This is a genomic window from Carnobacterium viridans, assembly GCF_900102725.1.
GTDB classification, from domain to species: Bacteria; Bacillota; Bacilli; order Lactobacillales; family Carnobacteriaceae; genus Carnobacterium_B; species Carnobacterium_B viridans.
In genome coordinates this window covers 1,502,032-1,520,297 of sequence record NZ_FNJW01000008.1, presented here as the reverse complement: position 1 = coordinate 1,520,297, position 18,266 = coordinate 1,502,032, and the positions used below count along the sequence as shown (strand labels likewise).

Sequence of the window (18,266 nt, the reverse complement as noted above, 5' to 3'; positions counted from 1 at the left end):
GACAACCAAAGATAGATACCACTATCTATAAATAAAACATTAGAGCAGGTAGGGCAGCTCAACAAAAATAAAGGGAGGTTAGCCCCTTGATAGACGTTAATAATTTTGAAAGCATGCAAATTGGTTTGGCTTCTCCAGATAAAATCCGCAGTTGGTCTTATGGTGAAGTAAAAAAACCTGAAACCATTAACTACCGTACCTTAAAACCTGAACGTGATGGTTTGTTCTGTGAACGTATTTTTGGTCCTTCAAAAGACTGGGAATGTGCTTGTGGAAAATACAAACGTATTCGTTATAAAGGAATTGTTTGTGACCGTTGTGGAGTAGAAGTTACACGCTCAAAAGTACGTCGTGAACGTATGGGTCATATTGAATTAGCAGCACCAGTTTCTCATATTTGGTACTTCAAAGGTATTCCAAGTCGTATGGGTCTTGTGTTAGATATGAGTCCTCGTGCTCTTGAAGAAATCATTTACTTCGCTTCATATGTAGTAACTGAACCAGGAAGTACACCATTAGAAAAGAAACAATTATTAACTGAAAGAGAGTACCGCGAAAAGCGCGAACAATACGGCAATGAATTTAATGCCGAAATGGGAGCAGAAGCGGTTAAACAACTCTTGAATGATGTTAAATTGGATCAAGAAGTGGAAGAATTAAAAGAAGTCTTAAAAACAACTACTGGTCAAAAACGGACACGTGCGATTCGTCGTTTAGACATTTTAGAAGCATTCCGTAATTCTGGTAACCAACCTTCATGGATGGTTATGGATGTTGTTCCTATTATTCCACCAGAAATTCGTCCAATGGTTCAATTAGAAGGTGGACGTTTCGCTACAAGTGATTTAAATGACTTGTACCGTCGTGTAATCAACCGTAACAACCGTTTGAAACGTTTATTAGATTTAAATGCACCGAATATTATTGTGCAAAATGAAAAACGTATGCTACAAGAAGCAGTAGATGCATTGATCGATAATGGTCGTCGTGGCCGTCCAGTTACTGGACCAGGTAACCGTCCATTGAAATCATTGTCACACATGCTTAAAGGGAAACAAGGACGTTTCCGTCAGAACTTACTAGGTAAACGTGTCGATTATTCAGGACGTTCAGTTATCGTTGTTGGACCGTTCTTGAAAATGTACCAATGTGGTTTACCAAAACAAATGGCTATTGAATTGTTCAAACCATTTGTAATGAAAGAATTAGTTGAACGCGACATCGCAAGCAATATTAAAAATGCTAAACGTAAAATTGATCGTCAAGATGACGCTATTTGGCCAATTTTAGAAGAAGTGATTCGTGAACATCCAGTACTATTGAACCGGGCACCTACTTTACACAGATTAGGGATTCAAGCATTTGAACCTGTTCTTGTTGAAGGTAAAGCTATCCGTCTTCACCCATTAGTGTGTGAAGCTTATAATGCCGATTTCGATGGTGACCAAATGGCTGTCCATGTACCGTTAAGTGACGAAGCGCAAGCTGAAGCTCGTATGTTGATGCTGGCTGCACAAAACATCTTGAATCCTAAAGATGGTAAACCAGTTGTAACACCTTCTCAAGATATGGTCTTAGGTAACTACTACCTGACTATGGAAGAAGAAGGACGTGAAGGCGAAGGTATGCAATTTAGTAGTTTGAATGAAGCAATGCTTGCTTACCAAAGCGGATACGTTCATTTGCACTCTAGAATCGCAATCAAACCAACTGATATTCCAAATAAACCATTTACTGAATGGCAAAAAGAGAAATTAATGATTACGACTGTTGGTAAATTGATCTTTAACGATATCATGCCAAATGAATTCCCGTATATGAATGAACCAACACAAAGCAACTTGGAAGTTCAAACTCCAGACAGCTATTTTGTTGAACCGGGTATAGACGTTCTTGCACATATTCAAGCGCAGGAATTAGTTAAACCATTCAAGAAGAAAAATCTTGGAAATATCATTGCTGAAGTATTCAAACGATTCAAGATTACTGAAACGTCTAAAATGCTAGACAGAATGAAAGATCTAGGATACAAATATTCTACAAAAGCTGGTATTACAGTTGGTATTGCCGATATCGTAGTATTAGAAGAAAAACAAGAAATTCTGGATAATGCTCACTTACAAGTTGAAAAAGTAACGAAACAATTCCGTCGTGGTTTAATTACGGATGAAGAACGTTATGAACGTGTTATTGATATCTGGAACAAAACAAAAGACCACATTCAAATCAAGTTAATGGAAAGTTTGAATGACCTTAACCCAATCTTTATGATGAGTGACTCAGGTGCCCGTGGTAACATTTCCAACTTTACTCAGCTTGCTGGTATGCGTGGATTGATGGCTGCACCGAATGGTCAGATCATGGAATTGCCGGTTACTTCTAACTTCCGTGAAGGATTGTCTGTCTTAGAAATGTTTATCTCTACCCATGGAGCTCGTAAAGGGATGACCGATACAGCCTTGAAAACAGCTGACTCAGGTTACTTGACTCGTCGTTTAGTTGACGTTGCACAAGATGTTATCATTCGTGAAACAGACTGTGGTTCTGACCGTGGACTAGTGATTTATGCGATCAAAGAAGGAAATGAAGTTATTGAACCGCTTGAAGAACGTTTACTAGGACGTTACACTCGTAAAACAGTCTTTAACCCTGAAGATGGAACAGTGATCATTGGTGAAAACCAAATCATTACTGAAGACATTGCCAGAGAAATTATTGCTGTTGGTATCGAAGAAGTAACGATTCGTTCCGTGTTTACATGTAATACCAAACATGGTGTATGTAAACATTGTTATGGCCGTAACTTAGCAACAGGTTCTGAGGTTGAAGTGGGAGAAGCAGTTGGAACAATTGCCGCTCAATCAATCGGAGAGCCCGGTACTCAATTAACAATGCGTACGTTCCATACAGGTGGGGTTGCCGGAGATGATATTACTCAAGGGCTTCCTCGTATTCAAGAAATTTTTGAAGCTCGTCACCCTAAAGGTCAAGCTGTGATTACTGAAGTTACTGGGGAAATCATCTCAATTGATGAAAATCCAGCTGCTCGTACAAAAGAAGTTACGATCAAGGGAGAAACGGATACTCGTTCTTATCAAGTTCCATTTACGGCACGTATGAGAGTTGCAGAAGGAGATATTATCCACCGTGGTGAAGCATTAGACCAAGGTTCGATTGATCCTAAAGAATTGTTACGTGTACGTGATGTACTTGCAGTTGAAAACTACTTGTTACGTGAAGTACAAAAAGTATACCGTATGCAAGGGGTAGAAATCGGAGACAAACATATCGAAGTAATGGTACGTCAAATGTTACGTAAAGTACGTGTAATGGATCCGGGTGAAACAGATATTTTACCAGGTACATTAATTGACATTCATGACTACACAGATAAAAACTTTGAGACATTGGTATCTGGCGGGATTCCTGCAACAGCTCGTCCTGTATTGCTTGGAATTACAAAAGCTTCCCTTGAAACAAATAGTTTCTTATCTGCTGCATCATTCCAAGAAACAACACGTGTCTTAACGGATGCTGCGATTCGTGGAAAACGTGATCCTTTATTAGGATTGAAAGAAAATGTTATCATTGGTAAAGTAATTCCAGCTGGTACTGGAATGGCTAAATACCGTAAAATGAAACCTAAAGGCGTTGGCGTTGTAAGTGAAAATGTTTACAGCATCAATGATCAAGTGGAACCTAAATAACATAAGAAAGAGCTCTTCATATTTATATGAGGAGCTCTTTTTTTTGTACTCTTTTGTAGGGAATGGGAGAAGAGCAAATAGTTTAGAATTTTTTTAAGATATGTTAAGGTGAACGATGAAAAGAAGTAGACACCATAATTTGAAGGAGTGATTTTAGTGGCAAACACACAAGCAAAATTACCAAAAATTCAAACGGGACTTTACATCAACGGGCAATGGGTCGAAGGATCGTTAGAAAAAAAAGCGGTCAACAATCCAGCTACTAAAGAAGAACTGATACAAGTGTCTCAAGGTGGAGAAACAGAAACATTAAAAGCGATTCAAGCAGCTAAAGAAGCTTTTCCAAAATGGTCAGGTATGGAACTGGCGGATCGTGTAAAACTTATCCATGCAATTGCCGATAAGATTGAAGAAAAAGCAGATCAATTAGCCTTGATTATGACTCTAGAACAAGGGAAACCAGTAAAAGAAGCTAAAGGAGAAATCCTGACAAATATTCAAAATCTACATTGGAATGCAGAAGAAGCGCGACGCATTTATGGAGAAACAATCCCTGCTCCTAATCAACACAAATATGAAGTGAAAAAACAACCGGTTGGCGTCGTTGGAGCAATCACTCCATGGAACTTTCCGTCAAATATGATTGTACGGAAAATCGCTCCGGCTATTGCAGCAGGCTGTACCGTCATTTTAAAACCTGCAAGCAGTACCCCTTTATCACCTATTGCAATTTTTGAAATTTTCCATGAAGTTGGCTTACCAGCAGGAGTAGCCAATCTCGTTATCGGACCATCAAAAGAAATTGGAAAGACACTAACCGATAGTGATGATGTAAGGAAACTAACTTTCACAGGCTCAACTGAAGTTGGGAAAATGCTCTATGAACAATCTGCTCAAACAATGAAGAAAATTTCGTTTGAATTAGGAGGGCATGCTCCGTTTATCATTTTTGATGATGCGGATATCGATCAAGCGGTAGATGGGCTTGTTGCTATGAAATTTAGAAATAATGGGCAAGCGTGTACATCTCCGAACCGTATTTTTGTGAGTAAAGCCGTAAAAAAAGAGTTTATTGAAAAATTAGAAGTGGCCGTTGGAGAGGTAACAGTCGGTAATGGTTTAACGGATGTCATGGTAGGACCGCTTATCAATGAAGAAGCGATCGAAACAATCCAAGCTCAAGTCGATGATGCAAAAGCTAAAGGAGCTACTGTGCTTGCAGGAGGCGAAAGACTCACTGAGGGAGACTACGCTAATGGCTACTTTTATATGCCGACGATCTTAGATGGTGTGACTACCCAGATGATTATTTTCTATGAAGAAACGTTCGGTCCGGTGATTCCGTTGATTGATTTTGACGATGAGGAAGAAGTTATCAAAATGGCGAATGATAGCATCTTTGGTTTAGCTTCTTACTTCTTTACATCGGATTTAAAACGAGCTGAAAAAGTCAGTGAAGCTTTAGAATATGGTTTAGTCGGTGTTAATAACACAGCTATTTCGACTTCTGAGGCACCATTTGGTGGAGTGAAACACTCAGGAGTTGGTCGTGAAAATGGAAGTTATGGAATACAAGAATTTTTAGAAGTGAAATTTGTTCATACAAAGTATTTAGATTAAGAAAACCAAAAAGCTGAGGCATTACGTTTTCCTCAGCTTTTTTTGATTTATGTCAAACATGGTGTGGGTTGCTTCAAAATAAAATTTCTTCTGGAATGGACAAGTTTGCATGAATTCTATATAGGGCTACAAGCAGTAAGCGATGAAAGTTCCTAAAAAAATAAAGGGAGCAAATGGAATCGGATGGTGATAAGAAATTTTTTTACTGAACATTAAGGGAAGGTACACAAGAATAGCAGATAAAGAGGCGAAAAGAAGGGCAACTATACTTGAGTGATAGCCCAGTAATAAAGCAATGATTCCTAATAATTTCACATCTCCACCACCTATAGGAGTGGAAGAGAAGTGATAAACCAAGTAAAAGAAACTGAAAAACCCTAATCCGCTAAAGAGATAAAAACTAATCGGGTAGGGGTGAATAATCAACCGACCTAAAAAGATCCATAAAAAAAACAGACTCATCAAGTTATTTGGTAGAAGTTGGTAATAACTATCAGAAATAATAAAGATGAGACCGAAAGCAACAATTCCTGTAATGAATACCCCTTCTGCTGGAAAAGATAGATGAGTAAAAAAGATAAATAGGAAAACAAATCCCATGAAAAGCTCTACTAATGGATAAAAAACAGAAATTTTTTGTTGGCAATCACGGCATCTTCCTTTTTGGATAAGGTAAGATAAAATAGGAATCAATTCAAAAATCGATAAGGTATGATGACAATTTGTACAATGAGAACGAGGAAAAACAATGGATTGATGGATAGGCACCCTCGATCCTATGACCATAAAGAATGAGCCCAAACAACACCCTGTAAACCAAATCAATAAAGACAAGCTACTTATCAGCATTTTTTTCACCTCAAATGTATGACTTATAATAATAAATATATGTTAATTAAGAAAGAAAGCTTTAAAAAAATAAAGAGTAGGAGTATACTAGTAAAAGTGCTAAAGAGATAAAAAAATTTTTTGCATTTTCAACTCAACTTGTTGACAATAAAATCAGACCATGTTATGATTCAAAAGGTGCTTTTGTACGCAGATTCCTGTCTATCAGTCGTGCTGACTGGTACATTGGCCTTAAACTATACAGACTGGTTGGTTGCAGTTTTGCAGCACTTATTTTTTTGCTGAAAAAAGAACCGCCTGGATGTGTGGACTAGAATACTAACATAGGGAAGGAGGAAACAACCGATGCCTACTATTAATCAATTAGTACGTAAACCTCGTAAATCAAAAATTGAAAAGTCTGAATCTCCGGCTTTAAACAGAGGTTACAACAGCAAAAGAAAAAAACAAACAACAGTAAACTCACCTCAAAAACGTGGTGTTTGTACTCGTGTGGGAACTATGACTCCTAAAAAACCTAACTCAGCGTTACGTAAATATGCACGTGTTCGTTTGTCTAACTTAATTGAAGTAACTGCTTATATCCCAGGTGAAGGTCACAACTTGCAAGAACATAGTGTGGTTCTTTTACGTGGAGGACGAGTGAAAGATTTACCAGGAGTTCGTTACCACATCGTTCGTGGAGCTTTAGATACTGCCGGTGTTGCAGATCGTAAACAAAGCCGTTCTAAATACGGAACTAAACGCCCTAAATAATAAGCTTATTGCTTAAATGAAATAAAAAACTATTCTAAAAAGATAATTATTATCGAAAGGAGGAATTTGGATGCCTCGTAAAGGTCCTATTACTAAACGTGATGTTTTACCTGATCCACTTTATAATTCTAAACTTGTAACTCGTTTGATCAACCGTATCATGGTTGACGGAAAACGTGGGAAAGCTGCTACAATTCTTTATAATGCATTTGACATGATTAAAGAACAAACTGGCAACGAACCTATTGAAGTATTTGAACAAGCAATGAAAAATATCATGCCTGTTCTTGAAGTTAAAGCTCGCCGTGTTGGGGGTTCTAACTACCAAGTTCCAATCGAAGTTCGTCCAGAACGTCGTACGGCTCTTGCTCTTCGTTGGTTAGTAAGCTACTCACGTCTACGTGGAGAAGATACTATGGAACAACGTCTTGCTAAAGAAATCATGGATGCTGCTAACAATACTGGAGCAGCAGTTAAAAAACGTGAAGACACTCATAAAATGGCTGAAGCAAATAAAGCTTTTGCTCACTACCGTTGGTAAGATTTTTTCTAGAGAAGGCTTTGGTGCACTTGTGCAGCTTAGCCTTTAAAGGAAGAATTGAAGTTTCTTAGTTCAAATTAAATTAAGAGAGGTGTTATTGCAAGATGGCAAAAAGAGAATTTTCTCTAGAAAATACCCGTAATATTGGAATCATGGCTCATATTGATGCTGGTAAAACAACAACAACTGAACGTGTTCTGTATTATACTGGTAAAATCCACAAAATTGGTGAAACCCACGAGGGTGCTTCACAAATGGACTGGATGGAACAAGAACAAGAACGTGGTATTACAATTACATCAGCTGCAACAACAGCTGCTTGGCATGATCACCGCGTAAACATCATTGATACTCCTGGTCACGTTGACTTCACTGTTGAAGTAGAACGTTCGCTACGTGTATTAGATGGTGCTGTTGCTTTACTTGATGCACAATCAGGTGTTGAGCCTCAAACTGAAACAGTTTGGCGTCAAGCGACAACTTACGGCGTACCTCGTATTGTATTTGTAAACAAAATGGACAAAACAGGTGCAGATTTCTTGTATTCTGTTGGTACGATTCTTGACCGCTTACAAGCAAACGCTCATCCGATTCAATTGCCAATTGGTGCTGAAGATAACTTCACAGGTATCATTGACTTGATCAAGATGAAAGCTGAAATGTATACAAATGACTTAGGAACAGATATCCGTGAGGAAGATATTCCTGAAGAATACGTAGAATTAGCAGAAGAATGGCGTACAAAATTAGTTGAAGCAGTAGCAGATACAGATGAAGCTTTAATGGAGAAATATCTTGAAGGTGAAGAAATCTCTGAAGCTGAGTTGAAAAAAGCTATCCGTACTGCAACAGTTAACGTTGATTTCTACCCAGTTCTATGTGGTTCAGCATTTAAAAACAAAGGTGTTCAATTGATGCTTGATGCAGTCGTTGACTACCTACCGTCACCACTTGACGTAGCTGCAATCCAAGGAATCTTACCAGATTCTGAAGAAACTGTAGAACGTCATGCTGATGACAGCGAACCATTCTCAGCATTGGCATTTAAAGTTATGACTGACCCGTACGTAGGTCGTTTAACTTTCTTCCGTGTTTATTCTGGTACGTTACAAGCAGGATCTTATGTCCAAAACTCAACTAAAGGAAAACGTGAACGTGTAGGTCGTATCTTGCAAATGCATGCGAACTCTCGTAGCGAAATTCCTGAAGTATTTGCTGGAGATATTGCAGCAGCTGTCGGATTGAAAAATACGACTACTGGGGATACTTTGTGTGATGAAAAAGATCAAGTAATCTTAGAATCAATGGACTTCCCAGAACCAGTTATCCAAGTAGCTATTGAACCAAAATCAAAAGCTGACCAAGATAAAATGGGTGTTGCGTTACAAAAACTTGCTGAAGAAGATCCAACTTTCCGTGCTGAAACTGACCACGAAACTGGCGAAACAATTATTGCTGGTATGGGTGAGTTACACTTGGACATCATTGTTGACCGTATGAGACGTGAATTCAATGTTGAAGCTAGTGTTGGTGCTCCACAAGTTTCTTATCGTGAAACATTCCGTGGTTCTACTCAAGCTGAAGGTAAATTCGTTCGTCAATCAGGTGGTAAAGGTCAATACGGTCACGTATGGATCGAATTCTCTCCTAATGAAGAAGGAAAAGGCTTTGACTTTGAGGATGCAATCGTTGGTGGTACTGTTCCTCGTGAATATATCCCAGCAGTTAAAGCTGGTTTGGAAGCTTCATTAGACAATGGAGTTCTTGCTGGATATCCATTAGTTGATATTAAAGCAAAACTTTATGATGGTTCATACCATGATGTCGATTCAAATGAAACTGCCTTTAAAGTTGCTGCTTCAATGGCATTGAAAAATGCTGCTAAAAAAGCAAATCCAGTTATCTTAGAGCCTATGATGGGCGTTGAAATTACAATTCCTGAAGATTATTTAGGAGACGTAATGGGACACATCTCTGCTCGTCGTGGACGTATCGAAGGTTCTGAAGCTCGTGGAAATACTACTATTGTTAAAGGTATGATTCCATTAGCTGAGATGTTCGGTTATGCAACTGCATTACGTTCAGCAACACAAGGTCGCGGTACTTTCTCAATGACATTTGATCATTATGAAGATGTGCCAAAATCTATCTCTGAAGAAATTATCAAGAAAAATGGCGGATCAGCAAACTAATCTTAATTTGCTCTCCAACGTTAAGTATTGATTTTCTAATGGATAATCGTTATAATTTTTACAAATGATGGGGATGGGATAATCTTATTCTATCCTTATCACTAAAAAAACAACTCACTATGAGGAGGAAATTACTAAAATGGCAAAAGAAAAATACGATCGCTCAAAAACGCACGTTAATATTGGTACTATTGGACACGTTGACCATGGTAAAACAACATTAACTGCTGCAATCACAACTGTATTAGCTAAAAGAGGTTTCAAGAGTACTGCAACGGACTACGCTTCTATCGATGGAGCTCCTGAAGAACGCGAACGTGGAATCACGATCAACACTTCTCACGTTGAATACGAAACTGAAACTCGTCACTACGCTCACGTAGACTGCCCAGGCCATGCTGACTATGTTAAAAACATGATCACTGGTGCTGCACAAATGGATGGAGCTATCTTAGTAGTATCTGCTGCTGATGGTCCAATGCCACAAACTCGTGAACACATTCTATTGTCTCGCCAAGTTGGTGTTCCATACATCGTTGTTTTCTTAAACAAAGTTGACCAAGTTGATGATGAAGAATTATTAGAATTAGTTGAAATGGAAGTTCGTGACTTATTGTCAGAATACGACTTCCCTGGTGATGACACTCCAGTTATCGCTGGTTCAGCTCTTAAAGCTCTTGAAGGCGTTGAAGAATTCGAAGATAAAATTATGGAATTGATGGATGCTGTAGATTCTTACATCCCAACTCCAGAACGTGATACTGACAAACCATTCATGATGCCAGTTGAGGATGTATTCTCAATTACTGGACGTGGAACAGTTGCTACAGGACGTGTAGAAACTGGACAAATTAAAGTCGGTGAAGAAGTAGAAATCATCGGAATTCATGAAGCTACTACTAAATCAACAGTTACTGGTGTTGAAATGTTCCGTAAATTGTTAGACTTTGCTCAAGCAGGGGACAACATTGGTGCATTGTTACGTGGGGTTGCTCGTGAAGACATCCAACGTGGACAAGTTTTAGCTAAACCAGGTTCAATTACTCCACATACAAAATTCTCAGGTGAAGTTTATATCTTATCTAAAGAAGAAGGTGGACGTCACACTCCATTCTTCGCTAACTACCGCCCACAATTTTACTTCCGTACTACTGACGTAACTGGTGTTGTTGAGTTGCCAGAAGGTACTGAAATGGTTATGCCAGGAGACAACGTTACAATCAACGTTGAATTGATCGCACCTATCGCTATCGATGCAGGAACTAAATTCACTATTCGTGAAGGTGGACGTACTGTTGGAGCCGGCGTTGTTGCTTCAATCGAAGCTTAATCAACTCTAAAAGTAAACAATAAAAATTGACTCTATCTGGTATAGAGCGTGATCATACGAGAAAAAAGTCCTGTCCTTGTGACAGGACTTTTTTATTTGGTGCTATAATTTTTAGTGTGGGTAGATTTCTAAATTGATTATACAAAATTTTTGGAGGAATAGGGGTTGCTTATAGCCGTGTAGAGGATTCAATGCGAATTACAGAGCGTTGACGCTTCAGCGATGACGTTTTGTTTGAGGCTTGAAAGCCTGAAGGTTATAATCTTCAGGCGGTCTCATGGCTCTATACAAGCAAACCCGTTCATTCCAGAAGAAATTTTAGTTTGATGCACCAACACTATTTGTCATGCAACCTTTTATTTAGCAACTAATGTTAGTTTTCAAGATAAAATTCTTATGTATAGAGTATAATAGATAAGAAGATCAGCAGACTATCTATTCGCTAGGAGTTGTAAAAATGGATTCAAAATTAATTATTTTGCGTGGGAATTCTGGAAGTGGTAAAACAACAACGGCTTTAAAGCTGCAAGAACTATTGGGAGAAGCTACTTTGGTTGTTTCTCAAGATGTCGTTAGACGAGATATGCTTAAGGTTAATGATCGAGAAGGCAATCTGTCCATTGAATTAATCAAGCAAATTGCTGAATATGGATTAGGAAAATGCCCTATTGTCATTGTAGAGGGAATTATGGTTAACGAAAGGTATAAAAATATGTTGCTCGATTTAATACATACATTTAAACCGAATGTTTATACTTACTACTTTGACCTACCTTTCGATGAGACTCTTGACAGACATAAGAAAAGAACAAAGGTAAATGAATTTGGCGAAAAAGAAATGCGTAGTTGGTGGAATGAAAAAGATTACTTAGGAATTCCACATGAAAGAATGATTCCAAAAGAGTTGACACAAGAAGAAGTTGTACAAATTATCGTGAATGATTTAAAAAATTGAAAAAAGAACTTACATATGAAAAAAAATATAATAGTAAGAAAACTCTCATAATTTTATCATTGATGTGTTACACTAAAGAACATTAGTGATAAGGAGTGATAGGATGACAAAAATAGTAGATATCGACTGGAATAATTTAGGTTTTAGTTACATAAAAACCGATTATAGATACATTTCGTTCTGGAAAGATGGAGAATGGGATAATGGAACGTTGTCAGAAGACAATAAAGTTCATATCAGTGAAGGTTCGACGGCTTTACACTATGGACAAACAGTTTTCGAAGGAATGAAAGCCTACCGAACAAAAGACGGTTCAATCAATTTGTTCCGACCGGATCAAAATGCAGAACGGATGCAACGCAGCTGTAGAAGATTAATGATGCCTGCTATACCGACAGATGCATTTATTGAAGCTGTTAAAAAAGTAGTAAAAGCGAATGAACAGTATATTCCGCCTTATGGTACAGGAGGTTCGTTGTATCTTCGTCCGTATATGATTGGTGTAGGAGATAACATTGGAGTGAAGCCGGCAGAAGAATATTTATTTTCTATCTTTTGTATGCCTGTTGGAGCCTACTTTAAAGGTGGTCTGAAACCAACCAACTTTATGGTCTCTGATTACGATAGAGCTGCTGGAAATGGAACCGGAGCTGCGAAAGTTGGAGGAAACTATGGAGGTAGCTTGCTCCCGGGATCTGAGGCTCATAAACGCAACTTTAGTGATGCAATTTACTTAGATCCAACGACCCATACTAAGATAGAAGAAGTAGGTTCAGCAAATTTCTTTGGAATTACAAAAGACAATAAATTTGTGACACCGGTATCGCCTTCTATTTTACCGAGCATCACAAAATATTCATTGCTTTATCTAGCCAAAGAACGTTTGGGGCTTGAAGTTATCGAAGGAGATGTATTCATTGATCAACTAGATGATTTTAAAGAAGCTGGGGCTTGTGGGACAGCTGCTGTTATTTCGCCAATTGGTGGAATACAAAATAAAGATGATTTTCATGTCTTTTATAGTGAAACAGAAACTGGACCAGTGACGAAGAAATTGTATGAAGAACTTACCGGCATTCAGTATGGTGACGTAGAAGCACCGGTTGGCTGGATTCAAAAAGTAGAGTAAAATAAAACAATTAGGATAATATATAGAAGAAATAAATTAATCAAACAAATAAATAGACAAACAAAACAAAATAAGCTAAGATGGGAAACGTTGATGTATTCCTAGCTTAGTTTATTTTTTTCGTAAAACAAGATAAACGAGAAAATTAGCAAAAATAGAGGATTATTTTTAGATAAGAATAAATTAATTTAGCAAACATCAAAAAAAGCTTGATTAAAAAAGTGTTTTTTTGTATAATTAAAAAGGTGCTGATTTCATAAGTGGAATCGTGCTAGGGGTATTCGAAAGAAACCCAATGGCTATGAAACGAGAGGTTGCGACACACCCGGCCGCTTTGTCACGGCGCGTGTATCGGAGATTTTCGTGGAGCAATGTCTAATTTATAAAAATAGGCGAAGGAGGGAAAATAATGGCAAAACAAAAGATTCGTATCCGCTTAAAAGCATATGAACATCGTATCTTAGATCAATCAGCGGAAAAAATTGTAGAAACAGCAAAAAGAACTGGTGCTAGTGTATCTGGTCCAATTCCATTGCCAACAGAAAGAACTCTTTACACTGTGATCCGTGCGACTCACAAATATAAAGATTCTCGTGAACAATTTGAAATGCGTACACACAAACGTGTGATTGATATTGTTAATCCAACAGCTAAAACTGTTGATGCTTTAACAAAACTAGATCTACCATCTGGCGTAGATATCGAAATCAAGCTTTAATTTAAAAAAATATAATGGAGGTGTACTCATGACCAAAGGAATCTTAGGAAAAAAAGTAGGAATGACACAAGTCTTTACTGAGTCTGGTGAATTAATTCCAGTAACTGTAATCGAAGCAACTCCAAACGTTGTTTTACAAGTTAAAACAATCGAAACGGATGGTTACGAAGCAGTTCAATTAGGTTACCAAGATAAACGTGAAGTATTGTCTAATAAACCTGCAATGGGTCATGTAGCAAAAGCAAATGCTACTCCTAAGCGCTTCATTCGTGAATTTGACGATGTTGAGCTTGGAGACTACGAAGTAGGACAAGAAGTGAAAGTTGATGCTTTCAAAGCTGGAGACATCGTTAATGTAACGGGGACTACCAAAGGTAAAGGATTCCAAGGTGTTATTAAACGCCACGGACAAAGTCGTGGACCAATGTCTCACGGATCCCGTCACCACCGTCGTCCAGGGTCAATGGGTCCTGTAGATCCTAACCGCGTATTCAAGCGCAAATTACTACCAGGTCGTATGGGCGGAAACCGCGTAACTATCAAAAACCTTGAAGTTGTTCGCGTTGACGTCGAAAAAAATGTAATTCTTATTAAAGGAAATGTACCTGGGTCTAAAAAATCCTTAATCCAAATTAAATCAGCTTTTCAAAAAGCTAAATAAAAATTAAGAGAGGAGGAACAAAGGAATGCCAAACGTAGCCTTATACAAACAAGATGGTACACAAAATGGTGAAGTTACTTTAAACGACGCTATTTTCGGTATCGAACCAAACGAAAACGTTGTTTTTGATGCAATCATCATGCAACGTGCTTCATTAAGACAAGGAAATCACGCAGTTAAAAATCGCAGCGCAGTACGCGGTGGTGGACGTAAACCGTGGGCTCAAAAAGGAACTGGTCGTGCTCGTCAAGGGTCAATCAGATCTCCACAATGGCGCGGTGGTGGAATCGTCTTCGGACCAACTCCACGTTCATACAGCTACAAACTTCCTAAAAAAGTTCGTCGTTTAGCAATCAAATCTGTTCTTTCTACAAAAGTAGTAAGCGGAGATTTAATCGTTGTTGACGCATTGAACTTTGATGCACCGAAAACTAAAGAATTTGCACAAGTGTTAAAAAATCTAAATGTTGATTCTAAAGCGTTTATCGTAGTAGAAAACGACAATGATTTCGCAACATTATCTGCTCGTAACCTTCCAGGAGTTAAAGTTGTAGCTTTTGATAATGTTACTGTGTTAGATGTTGTAGCGCATGAAAAACTGATTTTGACACAAACTGCTCTAACTAAGCTAGAGGAGGTTCTTCAATAATGGATGTACGTGACGTAATCTTGCGCCCAATTATCACTGAAGCAGCAATGGCTGCTCAAGATAACAAAAAATACACTTTCGAAGTGGATGTTCGCGCAAATAAAACTCAAGTAAAACAAGCGATTGAAGAAATTTTTGACGTAAAAGTTTCTAATGTTAACATTATGAACGTACGTGGAAAATTAAAACGTATGGGTAAACATACTGGATACACTAAAAAACGTCGTAAAGCAATCGTAACTTTAACAACTGAATCAAAAGAAATCGAATTGTTTGAAGCTTAATTAAAGCTTTGAAAATAAACATCGGGAGGTAAAACACGTGGGTATTAGAAAATACAAACCTACCACAAACGGCCGTCGTAATATGACTGGTTCTGATTTCGCAGAAATCACTTCAACAACGCCTGAAAAGACATTGTTGGAACCAAACAAAAGAAAAGCCGGACGTAATAATGCTGGTAAGATCATGGTACGTCACCGTGGTGGCGGACACAAACGTAACTACCGTGTTATCGACTTTAAACGTAATAAAGACGGTATCGTGGGTATCATCAAAACAATTGAGTACGATCCAAATCGCTCAGCTAACATTGCTTTAGTACAATACGTTGATGGTATTAAAACATACATCATCGCACCTAAAGGAATCCAAGTAGGACAACAAATCGTTTCAGGAGAAACAGTAGATATCAAAACAGGAAATGCTCTTTTATTAGAAAATATTCCTGCTGGTACTGTAATCCACAATATTGAAATGAAACCAGGTAAAGGTGGACAATTAGTTCGTTCAGCTGGAACTAGCGCGCAAGTGTTAGGTAAAGAAGGCAAATACGTATTAATCCGCTTAAACTCAGGTGAAGTTCGTCTAATCTTAGGAACTTGTCGTGCAACAATCGGTTCTGTTGGTAACGAACAACATGAATTGATTAACATTGGTAAAGCCGGACGTTCTCGTTGGTTAGGCAAACGCCCAACTGTTCGTGGATCTGTAATGAACCCGAACGATCACCCACACGGTGGTGGTGAAGGTAAAGCTCCAATCGGACATGCTGGTCCAATGACTCCATGGGGTAAACCTGCTCTTGGATTGAAAACACGTAACAAGAAAGCTCAATCTAATAAATTTATTACGCGTCGTCGTAAAACAAAATAAACCTAGGTTAGTTGGTTTTACCAACTTTCCTAAGGAATGGAAGGAGGTTCACCCATGGGTCGTAGTCTTAAAAAAGGACCTTTTGTCGATGAACACTTAATGAAAAAAATGAATGCAATGGCTGAAGGCGAAAAGAAATCTGTCGTTAAAACTTGGTCACGTCGTTCAACAATTTTCCCGAGTTTCATTGGTTACACAATCGCAGTCTATGATGGACGCAAGCATGTACCAGTTTACATTCAAGAAGACATGGTCGGACACAAATTAGGTGAATTTGCACCAACAAGAACATACCGCGGACACACTGCGGATGATAAAAAAACTAAACGTTAATTTTGAGAGGAGGATAACTCGATATGGCAGAACAAATTACAGAAGCTAAAGCAACTGCTAAAACTGTTCGTATTGCAGCTCGTAAAGTTCGTTTAGTTGTCGATCTTATTAGAGGGAAAAGCATTGGAGAAGCAATTTCAATTTTGAAATTCACTCCACGTGGTGCTTCACCAGCAATCGAAAAAGTTTTAATGTCAGCAATTGCTAATGCAGAACATAACTACGATTTAGACGTAGAAAATTTGGTAGTAAGCGAAGCTTATGTTAACGAAGGACCAACGATGAAACGTTTCCGTCCACGTGCAAAAGGATCAGCTGCACCAATCTTGAAACGCACAAGCCACATTACAATAGTGGTATCTGAAAAGAAGGAGGGATAATCTGTGGGTCAAAAAATTAATCCAACAGGCTTACGTGTAGGTATCATCCGCGATTGGGATTCTAAATGGTATGCAGAAAAAGATTTCGCAAACTATTTACACGAAGATATCGCTATCCGCGAATATATCGCAAAAAAATTAAGCGAAGCTTCTGTTTCTAAAGTAGAAATTGAACGTGCTGCTAACCGTGTTAACGTTTCAGTTCACACTGCTAAACCAGGAATGGTTATTGGTAAAGGTGGGTCTGAAGTTGACGCATTACGTAAAAAATTAAATGATTTAACAGGCAAAAGAGTTCACATCAACATCGTGGAAATCAAACGCCCTGATCTAGATGCTAAATTAGTCGGCGAAGGAATTGCTCGTCAATTAGAAAGCCGTGTTGCTTTCCGTCGTGCTCAAAAACAAGCTATCCAACGCACAATGCGTGCTGGAGCTAAAGGTATTAAAACAATGGTTTCTGGCCGTTTAAATGGTGCAGATATCGCTCGTAGCGAAACACATTCAGAAGGAACTGTTCCTCTTCATACATTGCGTGCCGACATCGACTACGCATGGGAAGAAGCAGCTACAACTTATGGTAAACTAGGCATAAAAGTTTGGATTTACCGTGGAGAAGTTCTTCCTGCAAAAAAGAACACTGAGAAAGGAGGGAAATAATCATGTTAGTACCTAAACGTGTAAAATTCCGTCGTGAGTTTAGAGGTAAAATGCGCGGTGAAGCTAAAGGTGGGAAAGAAGTAACTTTTGGTGAATGGGGTTTACAAGCCGTAGAGTCAAAATGGATCACAAACCGTCAGATTGAAGCATCTCGTATTGCAATGACACGTTACATGAAACGTGGTGGGAAAGTATGGATTAAAATCTTCCCTCATAAATCATATACGTCTAAAGCAATTGGAGTTCGTATGGGTTCTGGTAAAGGAGCACCTGAAGGTTGGGTTGCACCAGTTAAACGTGGAAAAATCATGTTTGAAGTTGATGGAGTATCAGAAGAAGTAGCTCGTGAAGCACTTCGTTTGGCTTCTCATAAACTACCTGTTAAAACTAAGATTGTAAAACGTAAAGAAATTGGTGGTGAATCGAATGAAAGCTAATGAACTTAAAGAGTTAACCACTGCTGAAATGGTTGAGAAAGAAAAAGCATTTAAAGAAGAGTTATTCAATCTAAGATTCCAGTTAGCTACTGGCCAACTAGAAAATACTGCTCGTTTAAGTGAAGTTCGCAAATCGATTGCACGTATTAAAACTGCGTTACGTCAAGCTGAATTACAAAAATAGTTGATTGTCA

The 18,266-nt window shown here is 38.4% G+C and carries 19 protein-coding genes; 18 read left to right on the top strand and 1 reads right to left on the bottom strand.

Going from position 1 to position 18,266, the window contains the following annotated elements; genetic code table 11:
* The first annotated feature begins 86 nt into the window (after nucleotides 1-86).
* Nucleotides 87-3,707: a DNA-directed RNA polymerase subunit beta' gene (gene rpoC / locus BLT48_RS08820; protein ID WP_035020887.1), complete on the top strand. Its 3,621-nt coding sequence runs from the start codon at nucleotides 87-89 to the stop codon at nucleotides 3,705-3,707.
* 156 nt (nucleotides 3,708-3,863) lie between these two features.
* Nucleotides 3,864-5,327 carry an NAD-dependent succinate-semialdehyde dehydrogenase gene (locus tag BLT48_RS08815; protein WP_218123369.1) on the top strand — a complete coding sequence of 488 codons (1,464 nt, stop codon included), beginning with the start codon at nucleotides 3,864-3,866 and terminating at the stop codon, nucleotides 5,325-5,327.
* A 126-nt stretch (nucleotides 5,328-5,453) separates the two neighbouring features.
* Here BLT48_RS08815 and BLT48_RS08810 read toward each other — a convergent pair whose 3' ends face one another.
* Nucleotides 5,454-6,176, bottom strand: a complete 723-nt coding sequence (locus BLT48_RS08810; protein WP_089977314.1) for a prepilin peptidase — start codon at nucleotides 6,174-6,176, stop codon at nucleotides 5,454-5,456.
* Nucleotides 6,177-6,521: 345 nt separating this feature from the next.
* Between BLT48_RS08810 and rpsL the strand changes: the two genes are divergently transcribed.
* The 16 genes from rpsL (at nucleotide 6,522) to rpmC (ending at nucleotide 18,256) form a co-directional block, all read left to right on the top strand.
* On the top strand, nucleotides 6,522-6,932 hold the full coding sequence (rpsL, locus tag BLT48_RS08805; protein ID WP_013712040.1) for a 30S ribosomal protein S12: 411 nt from the start codon (nucleotides 6,522-6,524) through the stop codon (nucleotides 6,930-6,932).
* A gap of 70 nt (nucleotides 6,933-7,002) precedes the next feature.
* Nucleotides 7,003-7,473: a 30S ribosomal protein S7 gene (rpsG, locus tag BLT48_RS08800; protein WP_013712039.1), complete on the top strand. Its 471-nt coding sequence runs from the start codon at nucleotides 7,003-7,005 to the stop codon at nucleotides 7,471-7,473.
* Nucleotides 7,474-7,577: 104 nt separating this feature from the next.
* A complete protein-coding gene (gene fusA, locus BLT48_RS08795; protein WP_089977310.1) occupies nucleotides 7,578-9,665 on the top strand; it encodes an elongation factor G in 2,088 nt (695 codons plus the stop codon).
* 139 nt (nucleotides 9,666-9,804) lie between these two features.
* Complete coding sequence (gene tuf / locus BLT48_RS08790; RefSeq protein ID WP_023179572.1) at nucleotides 9,805-10,995, top strand: elongation factor Tu; 1,191 nt, start codon at nucleotides 9,805-9,807, stop codon at nucleotides 10,993-10,995.
* 457 nt (nucleotides 10,996-11,452) lie between these two features.
* Nucleotides 11,453-11,950 (top strand): kinase, encoded by a 498-nt coding sequence (locus BLT48_RS08785; protein WP_089977307.1) that lies wholly within the window; start codon nucleotides 11,453-11,455, stop codon nucleotides 11,948-11,950.
* A 103-nt stretch (nucleotides 11,951-12,053) separates the two neighbouring features.
* Nucleotides 12,054-13,079, top strand: a complete 1,026-nt coding sequence (locus tag BLT48_RS08780) for a branched-chain amino acid aminotransferase (protein ID WP_089977303.1) — start codon at nucleotides 12,054-12,056, stop codon at nucleotides 13,077-13,079.
* Between the two features lie 409 nt (nucleotides 13,080-13,488).
* Nucleotides 13,489-13,797: a 30S ribosomal protein S10 gene (gene rpsJ, locus BLT48_RS08775; protein WP_035020876.1), complete on the top strand. Its 309-nt coding sequence runs from the start codon at nucleotides 13,489-13,491 to the stop codon at nucleotides 13,795-13,797.
* 28 nt (nucleotides 13,798-13,825) lie between these two features.
* Nucleotides 13,826-14,458 carry a 50S ribosomal protein L3 gene (gene rplC / locus BLT48_RS08770; protein WP_035020873.1) on the top strand — a complete coding sequence of 211 codons (633 nt, stop codon included), beginning with the start codon at nucleotides 13,826-13,828 and terminating at the stop codon, nucleotides 14,456-14,458.
* 25 nt (nucleotides 14,459-14,483) lie between these two features.
* A complete protein-coding gene (gene rplD / locus BLT48_RS08765) occupies nucleotides 14,484-15,107 on the top strand; it encodes a 50S ribosomal protein L4 (protein WP_035020872.1) in 624 nt (207 codons plus the stop codon).
* A complete protein-coding gene (gene rplW, locus BLT48_RS08760) occupies nucleotides 15,107-15,391 on the top strand; it encodes a 50S ribosomal protein L23 (protein WP_007725672.1) in 285 nt (94 codons plus the stop codon). The genes rplD and rplW overlap by 1 nt, the downstream gene beginning before the upstream one ends.
* Before the next feature lie 37 nt (nucleotides 15,392-15,428).
* Nucleotides 15,429-16,262, top strand: a complete 834-nt coding sequence (rplB, locus tag BLT48_RS08755) for a 50S ribosomal protein L2 (protein ID WP_035020870.1) — start codon at nucleotides 15,429-15,431, stop codon at nucleotides 16,260-16,262.
* Between the two features lie 54 nt (nucleotides 16,263-16,316).
* Entirely contained in the window at nucleotides 16,317-16,595 is a 279-nt protein-coding gene (gene rpsS, locus BLT48_RS08750; protein WP_035020868.1) for a 30S ribosomal protein S19, read from the top strand.
* Nucleotides 16,596-16,618: 23 nt separating this feature from the next.
* The gene (gene rplV / locus BLT48_RS08745) at nucleotides 16,619-16,975 is read left to right on the top strand and encodes a 50S ribosomal protein L22 (protein ID WP_023179559.1); all 357 of its coding nucleotides are present in this window, start codon (nucleotides 16,619-16,621) and stop codon (nucleotides 16,973-16,975) included.
* A gap of 3 nt (nucleotides 16,976-16,978) precedes the next feature.
* Nucleotides 16,979-17,635, top strand: coding sequence for a 30S ribosomal protein S3 (rpsC, locus tag BLT48_RS08740; protein ID WP_035020867.1), 657 nt, complete (start codon nucleotides 16,979-16,981; stop codon nucleotides 17,633-17,635).
* A 2-nt stretch (nucleotides 17,636-17,637) separates the two neighbouring features.
* On the top strand, nucleotides 17,638-18,072 hold the full coding sequence (gene rplP / locus BLT48_RS08735; protein WP_035020865.1) for a 50S ribosomal protein L16: 435 nt from the start codon (nucleotides 17,638-17,640) through the stop codon (nucleotides 18,070-18,072).
* Nucleotides 18,062-18,256 (top strand): 50S ribosomal protein L29, encoded by a 195-nt coding sequence (gene rpmC / locus BLT48_RS08730; protein WP_013712026.1) that lies wholly within the window; start codon nucleotides 18,062-18,064, stop codon nucleotides 18,254-18,256. The genes rplP and rpmC overlap by 11 nt, the downstream gene beginning before the upstream one ends.
* The last annotated feature ends 10 nt before the right edge of the window (nucleotides 18,257-18,266 follow it).